Genomic DNA, 15284 nt, shown 5'->3' with positions numbered 1-15284 from the left:
CATGTGGCGGAGCCACCTGGCCCTTCGCGCCGTGCGGCGAGCGTGCGTGCCGGGCGTCGCGACGCCGCGGAGATCCATCAGAAGGGCCCTAGCCGCGCGGTGCGGGCCCAGCCCATGGCTACGCGGCCCGGTCGGTCAGCAGGGCGCGGGCCAGCCGGGTCTGCATCGCGGCCAGCCAGCGGACCACCGGGACCGCGGTGGCCAACATGAACACCCCCATGGCGGTGTTGAAGCCGATGTCGGCCGCCCGCGAGGAGTTGTCGAATATCAGCTCCACCAGTCCCTGGTCGTCCGGCCCCTGCGGCAGGGACCACGACCAGGTGCCGTAGAGCAGCTCGCCGACACCGCCGAGGGTCCACGTCAGCGCCACGCTGAACGTGGTGACCTGGAGCGGGAAGGCGACAACCAGATAGACCAGGTCGCGCCAGGACTGTCGTTCGCGCACCGCGCGCAGCGCCCCGTCCCATCCCGTGCCGGCCGGCCGGGGGTGCTGCGACGGCAACGGGCGGCCCGTGACGGCCGTCACCCGCCGGCGTTCCAGGTTGGCCAGGGCCCGGACCGTGCGCAGGGTCCCGGCCAGGATCGGCAGCCCGATCCAGACCACGAGGGTGGACACCCCGAGGGCGAATCCGGTCACCGCGACGGTGAACGCCGCCACCCCGAGGGGCAGTCCGGACAGTAGATATCCCATCTCTCGGCGGAACCGGTGGGCAACGGGCCCGTTCTCGGTGGACGCCTGCGGAACGGTGCGGAGTGAAGCGGTCTCAGGCATGGCACTACGGTCCCGGTTTCGCGCGGCCGCGCCCAGCCTGCTACCTGGCCAACGGGGGGTAGGGCTTGCCCCACCCTCCAAGGGCCGGACCGGCGATGGTACCGAGGCAGACACCACTGAGTGTGACTGACACTCATGCCCGCGAGGCTCTCATACCACACTGACAACCAGCCGAGACCAGCCCGAAGCCGTCATCCCGGGCGAACCCGCGTGCTTCTCCGGCTAATTACCACCCTCCGTCGGCGCGTTCTCGACCAGGCGGCCTTCAGATTCTGCGAACCCGCTGGTTTCCGTGTACCGGTGGCGGTGCGCTCCGGACGGTTTGGCTTCGCGCCGGCAGTTACGGGCGCGGGGTCTGCGTCCGGGTGGTCAGCCGATACAGGTGCAGGTCATGCGGGTCAACCGGCGTGCCGGCGGCGTCCGCGTCGCCTACCTCTACCGCGAGGACCTGGCCAAGCCGGTCCGCCCGATGACCTCGCGCAGGTGGGAAGCGCTCGCGCTGGCGAGACGGAGACACGTGTGAAGACCACCGTGAGCACCCACAAGCTGCCCGGATACGGCGCCACCCTGCGCACCGCGAAGCGCCTCACCGACCAGGCCGTACGGATCGTGAACCGGGCCGTGCCGGGCAGCATGCCGAACGTTCAGGTCACCCTGACCAACGCCCGGGCATGGCGGAACTACGAACGGTTCCTGCGCGCGGCCGAAGCCGCGGGGAACATGGAACTGGCCGGCGAGTGGGAAGAGCGCTTGCAGCACTTCCGCGACGCGCGCCACCGCCGCGGCATGGACCTGCTCACCTCACCCATCGACGCGGCCAAGGGCGCCCTGGTCGGCACCGGTCTGGGCATCGGCTCGCTGGTCGCCCTCGGGGTCGTGCTGGCCATCGCCAACAAGGACATCGCCGACGTGATCACCCCGATCATGGCCGTGATCGAGTTCATCCGCCTGGTCATCACCATCGTTCAGGTCGTGTGGGGACCGGCGCTCACGATCGGCCCGTTCCTCGCCCTGCTCGCCCTGTGGACCGTCGGCAGCAAGCAGCAGGCCGCCCCCGCCTGGGCGCTGCCGGACAACATCCGCTCCGGCGAGGGCGAGCCCATCACGCCCTCGATCGTGGTCAAGGCCCTGCGCGATTTGGGCGTGCCCGCCCTACGGGGCGCGATCAAGGAGATGGGTGACGGCGGCGCGTCCATGCTGGGTCCGATCCGGATCGCCGGATGCGGTGTCGAGGTCGACGTGACGCTTCCGTCGGGTGTGGCGACCAACGAGGTACAGAGCAAGCGCCGCAAGCTCGCGGAGAACCTGCCCCGGCACGAGCACGAGGTGTTCATCACCATCCCGCAGGCCGCGCGCACGGTGCGGCTGTGGGTGGCCGACTCCGGTGCTTTGGATGAGCCGATCGGCCCGTCTCCGCTGGTCACCGACGAGACGATGACCGCCGACTATGCCAAGGGCCGCGCCCCGTGGGGCAGGATCTGCGCGGGGATGCGGCGGCCCTGAGCCTGTATCAGCGGCACCTGCTCATCACGGGCCTGTCCAACCAGGGCAAGACCGTTGCGCTGCGGTCGCTCGCCCTGTGGGTCGCGCTGGACCGCTCCGTGCAGTTCCTGATGGGCGACCTGAAGGGCGTGGGCGACTGGGCCATGTTCGACGGGCTCGCCACCACCCTGATCCAGGTGACCGAGATGGTCGAGGGCGCAGTCGACGAGATGAACCGCCGGATCCAGGCCCCGCCCGGCACCGTCTTCCCCGTGCTGATCGTGCTGGTCGACGAAGCGCAGGTGGCGTTCATGTGCCCGGCCAAGGATGAGGACCGGCGCCCCTACGGCGGTGCCAAGGCCAACTCCCGGTACTTCATGGCGGTCCGCAAGATTCACAACCAGGGGCGTGCGGTCAACGTCCTGATGTGGCAGGGCACCCAGGACCCGACGAACGAGCACCTGCCCAAGCTGGTCCGCGAGGGCGCCCACACCCGCGCCTCGCTCGCCCTGGGTACCGAGTCGCAGGCGCGTATGGCCCTGGAGGACAAGGCCGTCGACGGTGGCGCCGCGCCAACCGCGACAGCAATGGTTCTGCTTCCGCCGACGGATGACAGGGAGCCGACCGGTGGCGGGCCAGGGAGTTCCCGCCGGTCTCGATCACCCTGCCGTGGCTTCGGAAGGACGGCCGTCCGGTGACACGGCAGTTGCTGTTCACTCGCCTTGACGGCGCGGGCGCGGTTCGCCGAACCGACTTCAACGACCGCGCTTGGAAGCCCGCTCTCGTAGCGGCCGGCGTGCTGCCGGAGCCGGAGCCGGGCACGCGTCACCAAGCTGCCCGCGAACACGGCATGCACGCCCTGAGGCACTTCTACGCGTCGGTTCTGCTGAACGCGGGGGAGAACATCAAGGCGCTGAGCCGCTACCTCGGGCACAACGATCCGGGGTTCACACTCCGGGTCTACACCCATCTCATGCCGAACAGCGACGCGCGTGCCCGCATGGCCGTGGACAGCCTGTACGAGGGGACCGATCCGGAGCCGGACGGCCCACAGACGGCCCAGGGGCAGTAAGACGGCGTTGGGCCGACGGCATGCGACCGTCGGCCCACTCGCCTGATCGACGAGAAAAACTCTCTGACCTGCTCTTACAGCACCGGCAAGTTCTTCCGCAGCTCGAAGGCCGTCACCTCGGAGCGGTACTCCTCCCACTCCTGGCGCTTGTTGCGGAGGAAGAAGTCGAAGACGTGTTCGCCGAGGGTTTCGGCGACGAGGTCGCTGCGCTCCATGAGGGTCAGGGCCTCGCCGAGGTTCTGGGGAAGCGGCTCGATGCCCATCGCGCGGCGTTCGGCGTCGGAGAGGGCCCAGACGTCGTCCTCGGCGCCCGGCGGGAGCTCGTAGCCCTCCTCGATGCCCTTGAGGCCGGCGGCGAGGAGCATCGCGTACGCCAGGTACGGGTTCGCGCCCGAGTCGAGGGAGCGGACCTCCACCCGTGCCGAGCCCGTCTTGCCGGGCTTGTACATCGGGACGCGGACCAGGGCCGAGCGGTTGTTGTGGCCCCAGCAGATGTACGAGGGGGCCTCGCCGCCGGCGCCCGCGGTGCGCTCGGAGCCGCCCCAGATGCGCTTGTAGGAGTTGACCCACTGGTTCGTCACCGCCGCGATCTCCGCCGCGTGCTTCAGCAGGCCCGCGATGAAGGAGCGGCCGACCTTGGAGAGCTGGTACTCGGAGCCCGACTCGTAGAAGGCGTTGCGGTCGCCCTCGAAGAGGGAGAGGTGTGTGTGCATGCCGCTGCCCGGGTGCTCCGAGAACGGCTTCGGCATGAAGGTCGCGTTCACGCCCTGCTCAAGCGCCACCTGCTTCATGACCAGGCGGAACGTCATGATGTTGTCCGCCGTCGAGAGCGCGTCCGCGTACCGGAGGTCGATCTCCTGCTGGCCGGGGGCGCCCTCGTGGTGGGAGAACTCGACCGAGATGCCCATCGACTCCAGCATGGTGATCGCCTGGCGGCGGAAGTCCATGCCGACGTTCTGCGGGGTGTGGTCGAAGTAGCCGGAGTTGTCGGCGGGCGTCGGGCGCGAGCCGTCGACCGGCTTGTCCTTCAGCAGGAAGAACTCGATCTCCGGGTGGGTGTAGAAGGTGAAGCCCAGGTCGGAGGCCTTGGCCAGGGCCCGCTTCAGCACGTACCTCGGGTCCGCGAAGGACGGCGAGCCGTCCGGCATGAGGATGTCGCAGAACATCCGGGCCGTGCCGGGGGCCTCCGCACGCCACGGAAGGACCTGGAAGGTCGAGGGGTCCGGCTTGGCGATCATGTCGGACTCGTATACGCGGGCGAAGCCCTCGATGGCCGACCCGTCGAAGCCGATGCCCTCGTCGAAGGCCTGCTCCAGCTCGGCCGGGGCCACGGCCACGGATTTGAGGAAGCCCAGCACGTCCGTGAACCACAGGCGTACGAAACGGATGTCGCGCTCTTCCAAAGTACGGAGCACGAACTCCTGCTGCTTGTCCATCTTCCGCTTCCACCCAATCTTGCTGGTCAGGCCGCCTGCTCCCGTCCCAGGGAGGCGGTCGGGCACCTGCGCATCACACCACAACAGCATTTCATGCGCGTTGCGGACCTTGATCGCCCGGCCGACCTCCGCGTGAACGCCTCACGTACGGCAGGTGTACTGCTCTGCCGCCCATCTTGCCTGTTGACCGCCACACATGTAATGGCCGGCCACCGCCGTCTCAGGGGCAGGGGACGAAACCCTCATTTGGCCATTCCTCCGGCCTCCCCGCCTCCATCCACTTCTCCCCCACTACGATCAGCTGACCACACGACTGTCCCATTCCCCCAGAAGGACCACCCCATGGGTTCCGCCAAGAAGACAGAGTCCAAGTCGCGCAAGGCGCGGATAGAGGAGATGCGGCGTGCCGAGCAGGCACGTGAGCGCCGCGGCCGGGTCCTCACGATCACCGCCAGCGTGATCGTCGTCGCCGGTCTCGTCGCCGGCGGTGCGTTCCTCATCAACTCGCAGTCGGACGACAAGGACAGCGCGTCGAGCGACTCGAAGTCGACGTCGGGGAAGTTCGTCACGGGCAAGGACGGGGTGAGGACGTGGAGCACCAAGCTCACGCAGAACCACGTCACCAAGGACGTGAAGTACCCGATGGAGCCCCCGGTCGGCGGTGACCACAACCAGGTGTGGATGAACTGCAACGGCGACGTCTACACCAAGGCGATCAAGAACGTGAACGCGGTGCACTCCCTTGAGCATGGCGCGGTCTGGGTGACGTACAACAGCAAGGCGTCGGACGCGGACGTGAAGACGCTCTCCGCGAAGGTCAAGAAGACCCCCTACACGCTGATGAGCCCGGTCGAGGACCAGAAGGACCCGATCATGCTCTCCGCGTGGGGCAGCCAGCGTACGGTGACGAGTGCGAGCGACCCGAACGTCGCCAAGTTCTTCGAGACGTACGTCCAGGGCAAGCAGACGCCCGAGCCGGGCGCCGCCTGCACCAACGGCCTGTCGCAGTGAGGAAGATGAAGTTCGCCGGCTGGATCTCCGGGGTCGCCGCGGCCGTCGTCGTGGCGGCCGGGGCGATCACGTACGCGGTCGCCGACGGCGACGACTCCGGCATGAAGGCCCCGGCGGCGGACTCCGCGGACGCCGGCTTCGCGCGTGACATGGCGGTGCACCACCAGCAGGCCGTCGAGATGTCGTACATCGTGCGCGACCGCACGAAGAACGAAGAGGTACGCCGTCTCGCGTACGACATCGCGCAGACGCAGGCCAACCAGCGCGGCATGATGCTCGGCTGGCTCGACCTGTGGGAGCTGCCCAAGGTGTCGGCCGACGAGCCCATGGCGTGGATGGACATGAGCGGCATGCCGTCCGCCGGGGACGGCTCGCTGATGCCGGGCATGGCGACGACGGCCCAGATGGAGTCGCTGGGCAAGCTGAACGGCAAGGCCGCCGAGATCCGCTATCTGCAGCTCATGTACGCCCACCACATGGGCGGGGTGCACATGGCCAAGGGCTGTGTGGAGCGGTGCCAGGTCGGTGTCGAACGACGCCTCGCTCAGGGAATGGTCCAGGCGCAGGAGTCGGAGATGAACCTGATCACCGACCTGCTGAAGCAGCGCGGCGCGAAGCCGCAGAACTGAGCCGGGCGCGACCCGCCTCATGTCGGGCATCGCGCCCCAAATCCCTTGCCCATACGGTTCCTTGGGCGCTTCTTGGCCCAGCCATGCCCCCGCCATTCCCCTGGCATGAACGGTTCATCGCAAGAGTGACCCCCATCCAGAGATCCATTAGGGGGTTCTCCATGAGATCCAACCGAGCCGCGGTACGCGCCGGTGTGAGCATGGCAGCGACACTGCCTCTGCTCGCCGGCGCGCTGGCCCTCGGCATACCCGCGGCCCATGCGTCGACCGACCCGGACGGCCGTGACACGCTCCAGGGCACCAAACCGCTGTGGGCCACCGCCCGGGCGGACAAGGGAGCCACGGCGGACGCCTCCCGGGTCTCGGCCCGGGTCTATCTCGCCGGCCGGGACGCGGCGGGCCTGAGCGCCTACGCCAAGGCCGTCTCCGACCCGTCGTCGGCCTCGTACGGGAAGTACCTGAGCGCGGGGCAGGCCGAGGCCCGCTTCGGCGCGACCAAGGCCCAAGTGGCCGAGGTGACCGCGTGGTTGAAGTCGGCGGGCCTGACCGTCACCGGCACCACACGGCACTACCTCTCGGTGACGGGTGAAGTGGCCGACGCGGAGAAGGCGTTCGGCACCCAGCTGCACAACTACGCCAAGGGCAAGAAGACTTACCGGGCGCCCTCGAAGACCGCCTCGGCACCCGCGGAGCTGAACGGCGCCGTCCTGACCGTCACCGGCCTGGACAACGCCCCGCACAAGGCGAACCACTCCGACACACTGCCGCCGCCGGACGCCGTGTTCCACAATGCCGGGCCGTTCTCCTCGTACTACGGCTCGAAGACCGCGACGACGCTCCCGACGGCGTACGGCACGAAGATCCCGTACGCCGTCAAGGGTTACACCGGCAAGCAGCTGCGGGCCGCGTACGTGGCGGGCGGGGCGAGTGGCAAGGGCGTGACCGTGGCGATCACGGACGCGTACGCCTCGCCGACCATCGCGGCGGACGCCTCCACGTACGCGGCGAGGCACGGTGACGCGGCGTACGGCGGCGGGCAGTTGAGCCAGGTGCTGCCGGCCCAGTACACGCGGACCGAGGAGTGCGGGGCGGCCGGCTGGTACGGCGAGGAGACCCTCGACGTCGAGGCCGTGCACGCCGTCGCGCCCGCGTCGAACATCGTCTACGTGGGCGCCGAGTCCTGCTACGACGACGATCTGCTCGACTCGCTCGGCAAGATCGTGGACGGGCATCTGGCCGACATCGTCTCCAACTCGTGGGGCGACATCGAGGCCAACCAGACGCCGGACCTCGCCGCCGCCTACGACCAGGTCTTCCAGCTGGGCGCGATCGAGGGCATCGGCTTCTACTTCTCGTCCGGCGACAACGGCGACGAGGTCGCGAACACCGGTACGAAGCAGGTCGACACCCCGGCCAACTCGGCGTGGGTGACGGCGGTCGGCGGCACCTCGCTGGCCGTCGGCAAGGGCGACACGTACAAGTGGGAGACCGGCTGGGGCACGCTCAGGGCCACGCTGTCGGACGACGGCAGGAGCTGGACGGACTTCCCTGGCGCGTACACCTCCGGCGCGGGCGGCGGCACCAGCGCGACGGTGAAGCAGCCGTTCTACCAGCGGGGCGTGGTCCCGTCGGCGCTCGCGAAGGCGAACGGCAGGCAGGCCATGCGGACGGTGCCCGACATCTCCGCGATCGCCGACCCCAACACCGGGTTCCTGGTCGGGCAGACGCAGACCTTCCCGGACGGGACGCAGAAGTACGACGAGTACCGGCTCGGCGGCACCTCGCTCGCCTCGCCGGTCATCGCGGGCATCCAGGCGCTGGCCCAGCAGCAGCGCGGCGGCCACCCGATCGGTTTCGCCAACCCGGCGATCTACGACCGGTACGGCTCGAAGCTCTACCACGACGTCAAGGACCGCCCGACGGGCCGTGACCTCGCGGTGGCGCGCGTCGACTTCGTCAACTCCTTCGACGCGTCGGAGGGTCTGCTGACCTCCGTCCGCAGCCTCGGCAAGGACAGCTCGCTGAAGGCCGTGCGGGGCTACGACGACGTCACCGGGGTGGGTTCGCCCGCCCCCGGCTATGTGAGCTCATACCGTCGCTGACGCTTTTCCCATGTGTTGGGCGCCCGCCCCTCGTTGCCGGTCGGCGAGAGGCGGGCGCGCTCATGTCTCCAGAATCGCGTCCACGACGTCCTGGGGGCGGTCGAGCATGACGAGATGACCGGCGGGCGCGGACACCCGCAACGTACCGCCGAGCCGCTCGGCGAGGACTCGCTGCCGGTCGAGCCACCGCCGTGAGCCGCCCTCGTACGCGGCGAGCACGGTGACCGGGGCGCCGAGCGGGAACCGTCCCCTCAGGGAGGCCAGTTCGACGGCCTGGTCCCGGTAGCGGCCGTTCTCGGCGAGGACGGCGTGCAGGAAGCGGCTGGTGGAGTAGGCGCCCCGCACAAGGTCGTACGGGGCCGGGTCGCCGCCGCTGTGCCGTCCGGCCCGGACCGCGGTACGCCGAAGGAGGGGCCCCAGCGCACGCGGAACCCCCACGGTGGACAGCAACGTGCCGCACGCGCGCGTGCACGCGTCCGTGAACTCGGGGGCCCTCCTGGCCCGGGGCGCCTCCTCGACGCTGGAGTCGACCAGCACGAGCCCGGCGGTCCGCTCCGGGAACAGCCGGGCGAACGCCTCGCAGTGGAACCCGGCGAGCGAGTGCCCCACCACGGTCGCGGACGTCCGCGCTCCGGCCCCGGCCGCGTCGAGCACGCGCGCGATGCGCTCCGCCTCACCGGTGAGCGTGGGCCACGCGCGCGCGTGGCCGCTGAGCCCGAGCCCCGGCCGGTCGAAGCGGACGACCGTGCGGTGCGGGGCGAGCAGCGGGACGACGGGGTCCCAGTCGAACCACGCCATCCCCAGGCCGGCGCTGAGGACGCAGACGGGACCGGTGCCGTCGACGCGGATGTGGTGGGAGACTCCGCAGACGCGTACGAAGGTCATGGGCGGGGCTCTCCGGAACCGGACGGGGCGCGCTCCCTGTCGCGTACGTCCGGGATCCGGCTCCCCTGAGGTACTCCGGGTGTCGCGGGGTGCACGAGCGAGGCGGCCAGGACCGTCAGCCAGAGCGCGACGACGCCCACCTGAAGGCGCTGGGCGACGCCGAGGCCCCACCCGTCGTGGCCCGCCTCCAGCGCGGCGATCGCGGCCAGCGTCCAGGCGGTGGCCGCGAGTTCGAGCGTCACCAGGGCGGGTCCTGAACGGGCGAGGGGCGCCCGGGGCGCGTACCGGCGGGCGGTGAGGGTGAGGGCCACCATGGCGACGAGGATGCCGCACAGGGCGAGCGTGCTGGTCACGGAGTGCGCGGAATGGGCCACCGGCAGCAGACCCGCGCGCTCCTGTGCGGCGCACACGGGGTCCGCGGTGGGTGCGCAGCTCAGGGGCAGGCGGGAGTCCACGGCCGTGGCGGCGCCGAAGAGGACGAGACCGGCCCAGCCGGCCTGCGCCCACCGCCCCGGGGAGGGCCGCCGCAGCCATGCCACCAGGCCCGCGGCCCACACCAGGGTGCCCGCGAGCAGGTCCGCCGTGCGGAACAGGGTGCCGTACGGCTGGTTCCTGGCGGCCAGTTCACTCACGTAGCTGTGCGCGGGGGCGAGGTCTGTCGTCAGGACGGCTTCGAGGGCCCAGGCGGTGTAGGTGAGCGCGCCGAGGGCCAGGAGGGCGGCTGCGGTCGGGCGGGGCTTGATCATTGACGTCCATGATCGGGGCGGGGCACGCGTTTCGCATGTTGTCGTCCGCCGGGAGGTGGAGGCTAGCCGCGCCCAGGCGGAGGAGCCGTACATTGCTACGGCCCCGCGCCCCCGAAGGGGCGCGGGGAACCGCGCGACCGGCCGTACCCGCCCCGCGGGCGACCACCGGCGAGGTGGACGTCAGCGGCGCACCGACGTCTCCGCACGCCGCGGAACGCTCCCGGCGACGACGCGCCCACCGTGGTGGACCGTCACCCGCCGGCGGTCCACCACGTACGCGACCGACGCCACACCCAGCCCCAGAACCGCGAGCGCCGCGCCCGCGAGGGCGGGAGACGTCACGCCGAAACCGGCCGCCAGGGTCAGCCCGCCGATCCAGGCACCCCCGGCGTTGGCGAGGTTGAACGCGGCCTGGTTGGCGGAGGAGGCCAGGGACGGAGCCGAGGAGGCCTTCTCCATGACCATCAGCAGCAGCGGGGAGCTGGTGGCGAAGGCGGCGGCCCCGAGCAGCACCACGGCCAGCGCCGCGCTCCACGCCGTGCCCATCAGGACCGGGAAGAGGGCCAGCACGGCCACCAGGGCGACCAGCCCGCCGAAGAGCGTGCCGCGCATCGAGCGGTCGGCCAGCCGTCCGCCGAGCAGGTTGCCGATCGTCGCGCCCACACCGAACAGCGCCAGCAACAGCGTCACGCTGGAGTCGGCGTAACCGGCGGAGTCCGTGAGCATCGGCGTGATGTAGCTGTACGCCGAGAACAGGGCGCCGAAGCCCGCGACGGTGGTGCCGAGCGCCAGCCAGACCGGCAGGGACTTGAGCGCGGCCAGCTCGCCGCGGAGTCCGGCGGCGGGCGCGTGGGCGTGGTCGCGGGGCAGCACCAGCGCCAGGGACGCGATGGCCAGCAGGCCGATCACACTGACGCCCAGGAACGTGGCACGCCAGCCGAAGTTCTGGCCCACCAGGGTCGCGGCGGGCACACCCGCGATGTTCGCGACGGTCAGGCCGAGGAACATCAACGAGACGGCGCGAGCCTTGCGCTCGGCGGGGACCAGGCCGGTGGCGACGACGGCTCCGACGCCGAAGAAGGCGCCGTGCGGCAGCCCGCTGAGGAAGCGGGCGGCGACGAGCCAGTGGTAGTCGGGGGCGAACGCCGAGAGCGAGTTGCCCACGACGAACAGCACCATGAGACCGATCAGGACCTTGCGGCGGGCCATGCGCGCGGTGACCGCGGCGAGCAGCGGGGCGCCGATGACGACACCGATCGCGTACGCCGAGACGAGGTGGCCGGCGGTGGGGATCGAGATGTTCAGGTCGTTCGCGACGTCGGGCAGCAGGCCCATCATCACGAACTCGGTGGTGCCGATGCCGAAGGCGCCCACGGCTAGGGCGAGCAGGGCCAGGGGCATGAGGGACCTTCCAAACGAGTGCGGTGTTCCGTACAGCTTATGTTCATCTACGGAACAAAGCGTCTCAGGCCCAGTATTCCCAGGGGTTACGAGCTGGTTGCCGAAAGCTTCACGCGGGCGGCGATCGGAAGATGGTCACTGCCCGTCTCCGGGAGCGTCCAGGAGGTGACGGGCTCGACGCCCTTGACCATGATCTGGTCGATCCGGGCCATCGGGAACGAAGCCGGCCAGCTGAACCCGAAGCCGCTGCCCGCCGCGCCCTGTGTGGAGCGCAGCTGCGAGGTGACGGCGTTCAGCGCGCGGTCGTTCATCGTGCCGTTCAGGTCGCCGAGCAGGGCGACCTGCGGGAGCTTCTCGTCGGCGATGGCCTCACCGAGCGCGTCGGCGCTCTTGTCGCGCTGGCGCGCGGTGAACCCGGCCTCCATCTTCACCCGCACGGAGGGCAGATGGGCCACGTACACCGCGAGCTTCCCCTCCGGCGCGGTGACCGTGGCCCGCATGGCGCGAGTCCAGCCGAGCTTGATGTCGACCGGCCGGGCCTGGCTCAGCGGGTACTTGCTCCACAGGCCGACCGTGCCCTGCACGGAGTGGTACTTGTACGTCGAGTCCAGGGCCTGCTCGTACACCGGGACCGCCGAGGCCGTCAGCTCCTCCAGGGCCACCACGTCGGCGCCGGACGCGGCCACGTCGCGGGCCGTGCCGGCCGGGTCCGGGTTCTCGGCGTTGACGTTGTGCGTGGCGACCGTGAGATTTCCGCCACTGCCGGTCCGGTCGGCGAGCAGTCCGCCGAAGAGGTTGAGCCAGACGGTCGCCGGCAGCAGCACGGCGATCAGCGCGGTCGCGGACCTGCGGACCAGCGCGAGGACGAGCAGCACCGGGATGAGGACGGCCAGCCAGGGCAGGAACGTCTCCGTGAGGCTGCCGAGGTTGCCGATGGTGTTCGGGATCCGCGCGTGCAGCCCCATGACCAGGGCGAGTACGAGGGCGAACGCGGCGAGGACGATGCCCCGGCGCCAGATGCCCCGGTCGTTGCGGAGGGTGGAGAGCAGGCGCCGAAGCCGGGGTTCTCTGCGGTCGGCCCCCTGGTCACCGCTGCCCGTCTCCGTCTTGTACGCCTGCGCCATACCGTCGCCTCACCGAGTGCCGTGCACACCATCCCTGCGTCTAAGACCCTAGGGGATGATCGCGTTTGTTCTCGCCGTGCCATGACGGCCGTACGGGCACGAGGACGAAATAGTCGACGTGAGGAGTTCCGGTCGCAAGGCCGGCGGAGGCGGCCTGTGACGAAACACGCACATTCCCGCGGGGGGTTGGACGCCGATTCGGACGGCGTCCACGGGCAGCGTTCAGGGGCGGGCGGACCCCAGTCCCGCCAGGACCGTGTCGACGATCCGTTCGGGCAGGCCCTCCTCCAGTCCGGCGTCCGGGCGGATGACGGCGCGTACGAGCATGGGTCCCACGAAGAGGTCGTTGGCCAGTTCCACGTCGACGTCCGCGCGGAGTTCGCCGTTGAGCTGGCCGCGGCGCAGCACGTCGAACGTCATGCGGCGGCGCGGTTCGATGACGGCCGAGTGGTAGACCTTCCACAGCTTGGGGCTGCTCTTCATCTGCGCGTGGACGTTGTGCATGATCGCCGAGGAGCGGTTGGCCAGACCGCGCTGCCGCAGCGATTCGAGCAGGATGATCAGGTCCTCGCGCATGGAGACGCCGGGCAGTTCCGGGTCGGGCGGTTCGGCGGTGCGCAGCACGTCGCAGAAGAGTTCCTCGCGACCGCTCCAGCGCCGGTAGATGGTGGCCTTTCCCACACCGGCGATGCGGGCGACCCGCTCGATGGAGATGTCCGCGAGCGGAATGCCTTCCTCCAGCAGCTTCATGACGCCCTCGACGATCGCGTGCTCGACGGCCTCGCTGCGCGGGCGCCCTCTGGCGGGCCCACTCCCGCCGGCCGCTCCCGCCTCCTGCTCCGCGACGCCCACGTCCTCGCTCCGCTCTGTCCGTCCCGCTGCCGCGCCGCCCGTGTTCGGCCGCCTGCCCCGTTGATTCTCCCCGGTGCGCGGGGAGTTCGGTCACCTGCCGTCCAGGGTGGCCGGATCCTTGCCGTACTGCTCGGTCGACTCAGCTGTCCGCGCCCACCAGTTCCGCGTCCTTCTCCTCCGGGGCCGGTGTGCGGCCCGGCAGGAACAGGCCCACGACCACGGCGCCGACGAGGGCGACACCCGCGCCGCACAGGGCCGTGACATGCATCGCGTGCAGGAAGGCGTCGTTGGCCGGGCCGACGAGGGCGTCTCCCCTGGGGCCGAGCTTCGCGGCGAAGCCGAGCGTCGCCTCGATGGACTCGCCCGCGGTGTGCCGGGCCGCGGCGGGCAGCTTGTCCTCGATGCCCGTGCGGTAGGCGGCGGACAGGACCGAGCCGAGTACGGCGATACCGAGGGCGCCGCCGACCTGCCGGAACGTGTTGCTGAGCGCGGAGGCGGAACCGGCCTTCTCGCGGGGCAGGGCCTGCATGATCACGACGCTGGTGGGCGTCATGATGTGCGCCATGCCGGCACCCATGAGGAAGAAGATGACCTCCAGGATCCAGATCGGCGTGTCCGCCTCCAGCACGGCGAACGCGGCGAGCATGGCGGCGATGAGGAGCATGCCGCCGGTGGTGGTGGCCTTGTTGCCGAAGCGGTCCACGACCAGCCGGGCGCGCGGCGCGAAGATGAGCTGCGCGACGGCCAGCGGCAGCATCAGCAGGCCGGTCTGCAGCGGCGAGTAGCCGCGCACGCTCTGGGTGTAGAAGACGGCGAAGAACGTGACGCCCATCAGCGCGAAGAACACGAGCGCGATGGCGCTGATCGCCGCCGAGAAGACCTTGTCCTTGAAGTACGTGACGTCGATCGACGGGTGACTGCTGCGCTTCTCGAACACCACGAAGCCGACGAGTACGGCGAGTCCGGCGCCGATGGTCGCAAGGACCGTGGGGTCCGTGAAGTCGGCGAGCTGGCCGCCCTTGATGATGCCGTAGACGAGCAGGACGAGCCCGATGACGGACAGCACCACACCCACCGGGTCGATCCGGCCCGGCTTCGGGTCACGGGAGTCCGGAACGAGCCAGATCATCAGGCCCAGGGCGAGGATCACGATCGGCACGTTGATCAGGAAGACCGAGCCCCACCAGAAGTGGTCGAGGAGTACGCCTCCGGTGATCGGGCCGATGGCGATGGCGAGGCCGACGCCACCCGCCCAGATGCCGATGGCCTTCGGCTGCTCGTCGCGCTCGAAGACGTTCATGAGCACGGCGAGGGTGGCCGGCATCACAAAGGCGGCTCCGAGGCCCATCAGCGCGCGGAACCCGATGAGCTCGGCCGGTGTCCCGGAGGAGGCCGCGAGTGCCGAGCCGACGCCGAAGACGAAGAGCCCGCCGAGCAGGACCTTCTTGCGTCCCAGCCGGTCGCCGAGGAGGCCCGCGGAGAAGAGCAGGCCCGCGAAGACGAGGGTGTAGGCGTTGATGGCCCATTCCAGCTCGCTCTGGGTGGCCCCCAGGCCGGTCGGGGCGGGCGTCGAGATGGTCTTGATCGCGACGTTCAGGATCGAGTTGTCCAGGACGACGATCAGCAGGCTCAGCATCAGGACGCCGAGAATCGCCCAGCGGCGCCGGTGCACGGCTTCCGGTATGCGGGTGGCGGGAACGGCGGGAGTTGTCATGCGGAAAAGCGTAGAGGAGATTCGATACGAGACCGTCTCGTATTTGAAACCCTTTACC

General features: G+C 70.2%; 12 protein-coding genes and 2 pseudogenes. 6 read left to right on the top strand and 8 right to left on the bottom strand.

The genetic code is table 11. The annotated features are described in order from the left end of the window. Positions 1-118 precede the first annotated feature (118 nt). Positions 119-772: a sensor domain-containing protein gene (locus ACH4YP_RS44715; RefSeq protein ID WP_398497102.1), complete on the bottom strand. Its 654-nt coding sequence runs from the start codon at positions 770-772 to the stop codon at positions 119-121. Positions 773-1055: 283 nt separating this feature from the next. Here ACH4YP_RS44715 and ACH4YP_RS44710 point away from each other — a divergent pair. The 3 genes and pseudogenes from ACH4YP_RS44710 to ACH4YP_RS44700 all read left to right on the top strand — a co-directional run. Then, positions 1056-1277, top strand: a pseudogene (locus ACH4YP_RS44710) (RRQRL motif-containing zinc-binding protein); the annotation flags it as partial. A 41-nt stretch (positions 1278-1318) separates the two neighbouring features. Beyond that, positions 1319-2829 (top strand): annotated as a pseudogene (locus ACH4YP_RS44705) (ATP-binding protein); the annotation flags it as partial. A gap of 119 nt (positions 2830-2948) precedes the next feature. After that, on the top strand, positions 2949-3326 hold the full coding sequence (locus ACH4YP_RS44700; protein WP_361068190.1) for a tyrosine-type recombinase/integrase: 378 nt from the start codon (positions 2949-2951) through the stop codon (positions 3324-3326). Between the two features lie 74 nt (positions 3327-3400). Here ACH4YP_RS44700 and glnA read toward each other — a convergent pair whose 3' ends face one another. After that, complete coding sequence (glnA, locus tag ACH4YP_RS44695; RefSeq protein WP_307525202.1) at positions 3401-4762, bottom strand: type I glutamate--ammonia ligase; 1362 nt, start codon at positions 4760-4762, stop codon at positions 3401-3403. A gap of 342 nt (positions 4763-5104) precedes the next feature. Here glnA and ACH4YP_RS44690 point away from each other — a divergent pair, with 342 nt between their 5' ends. The 3 genes from ACH4YP_RS44690 to ACH4YP_RS44680 all read left to right on the top strand — a co-directional run bounded on the left by ACH4YP_RS44690 (position 5105) and on the right by ACH4YP_RS44680 (position 8504). After that, entirely contained in the window at positions 5105-5773 is a 669-nt protein-coding gene (locus tag ACH4YP_RS44690; protein ID WP_361068186.1) for a DUF3105 domain-containing protein, read from the top strand. Between the two features lie 5 nt (positions 5774-5778). Next, positions 5779-6402 (top strand): DUF305 domain-containing protein, encoded by a 624-nt coding sequence (locus tag ACH4YP_RS44685; protein ID WP_361068183.1) that lies wholly within the window; start codon positions 5779-5781, stop codon positions 6400-6402. A 161-nt stretch (positions 6403-6563) separates the two neighbouring features. Beyond that, complete coding sequence (locus ACH4YP_RS44680; protein ID WP_398497099.1) at positions 6564-8504, top strand: protease pro-enzyme activation domain-containing protein; 1941 nt, start codon at positions 6564-6566, stop codon at positions 8502-8504. Between the two features lie 60 nt (positions 8505-8564). On the opposite strand, the gene ACH4YP_RS44675 is transcribed toward ACH4YP_RS44680, so the two are convergent. The 6 genes from ACH4YP_RS44675 to ACH4YP_RS44650 all read right to left on the bottom strand — a co-directional run bounded on the left by ACH4YP_RS44675 (position 8565) and on the right by ACH4YP_RS44650 (position 15226). After that, on the bottom strand, positions 8565-9389 hold the full coding sequence (locus ACH4YP_RS44675; protein ID WP_398497098.1) for an alpha/beta fold hydrolase: 825 nt from the start codon (positions 9387-9389) through the stop codon (positions 8565-8567). Next, complete coding sequence (locus ACH4YP_RS44670; RefSeq protein WP_398497097.1) at positions 9386-10135, bottom strand: DUF998 domain-containing protein; 750 nt, start codon at positions 10133-10135, stop codon at positions 9386-9388. Before ACH4YP_RS44670 ends, ACH4YP_RS44675 begins: the two co-directional genes overlap by 4 nt. A gap of 180 nt (positions 10136-10315) precedes the next feature. Further along, complete coding sequence (locus ACH4YP_RS44665) at positions 10316-11536, bottom strand: MFS transporter (RefSeq protein ID WP_361068171.1); 1221 nt, start codon at positions 11534-11536, stop codon at positions 10316-10318. Between the two features lie 86 nt (positions 11537-11622). After that, positions 11623-12660, bottom strand: a complete 1038-nt coding sequence (locus ACH4YP_RS44660) for an endonuclease/exonuclease/phosphatase family protein (RefSeq protein ID WP_361068168.1) — start codon at positions 12658-12660, stop codon at positions 11623-11625. 222 nt (positions 12661-12882) lie between these two features. Next, on the bottom strand, positions 12883-13512 hold the full coding sequence (locus tag ACH4YP_RS44655) for a TetR/AcrR family transcriptional regulator (protein WP_361068165.1): 630 nt from the start codon (positions 13510-13512) through the stop codon (positions 12883-12885). 139 nt (positions 13513-13651) lie between these two features. Further along, entirely contained in the window at positions 13652-15226 is a 1575-nt protein-coding gene (locus tag ACH4YP_RS44650) for an MFS transporter (RefSeq protein WP_361068162.1), read from the bottom strand. Positions 15227-15284: the final 58 nt, after the last annotated feature.

Origin of the sequence: Streptomyces sp. NPDC020747 (assembly GCF_044334695.1) — a bacterium.
Classification (GTDB): domain Bacteria; phylum Actinomycetota; class Actinomycetes; order Streptomycetales; family Streptomycetaceae; genus Streptomyces.
This window is presented reverse-complemented; position numbering and strand designations above follow the sequence as displayed.

What these genes read in the sequence shown, in the direction of transcription:
- ACH4YP_RS44670 (WP_398497097.1), bottom strand. Translation starts at nt 10,135, where the DNA reads ATGATCAAGCCCCGCCCGACCGCAGCCGCCCTCCTGGCCCTCGGCGCG.
- glnA (WP_307525202.1), bottom strand. Translation starts at nt 4,762, where the DNA reads ATGGACAAGCAGCAGGAGTTCGTGCTCCGTACTTTGGAAGAGCGCGAC.
- ACH4YP_RS44650 (WP_361068162.1), bottom strand. Translation starts at nt 15,226, where the DNA reads ATGACAACTCCCGCCGTTCCCGCCACCCGCATACCGGAAGCCGTGCAC.
- ACH4YP_RS44680 (WP_398497099.1), top strand. Translation starts at nt 6,564, where the DNA reads ATGAGATCCAACCGAGCCGCGGTACGCGCCGGTGTGAGCATGGCAGCG.
- ACH4YP_RS44675 (WP_398497098.1), bottom strand. Translation starts at nt 9,389, where the DNA reads ATGACCTTCGTACGCGTCTGCGGAGTCTCCCACCACATCCGCGTCGAC.
- ACH4YP_RS44660 (WP_361068168.1), bottom strand. Translation starts at nt 12,660, where the DNA reads ATGGCGCAGGCGTACAAGACGGAGACGGGCAGCGGTGACCAGGGGGCC.
- ACH4YP_RS44685 (WP_361068183.1), top strand. Translation starts at nt 5,779, where the DNA reads ATGAAGTTCGCCGGCTGGATCTCCGGGGTCGCCGCGGCCGTCGTCGTG.
- ACH4YP_RS44690 (WP_361068186.1), top strand. Translation starts at nt 5,105, where the DNA reads ATGGGTTCCGCCAAGAAGACAGAGTCCAAGTCGCGCAAGGCGCGGATA.
- ACH4YP_RS44665 (WP_361068171.1), bottom strand. Translation starts at nt 11,536, where the DNA reads ATGCCCCTGGCCCTGCTCGCCCTAGCCGTGGGCGCCTTCGGCATCGGC.
- ACH4YP_RS44715 (WP_398497102.1), bottom strand. Translation starts at nt 772, where the DNA reads ATGCCTGAGACCGCTTCACTCCGCACCGTTCCGCAGGCGTCCACCGAG.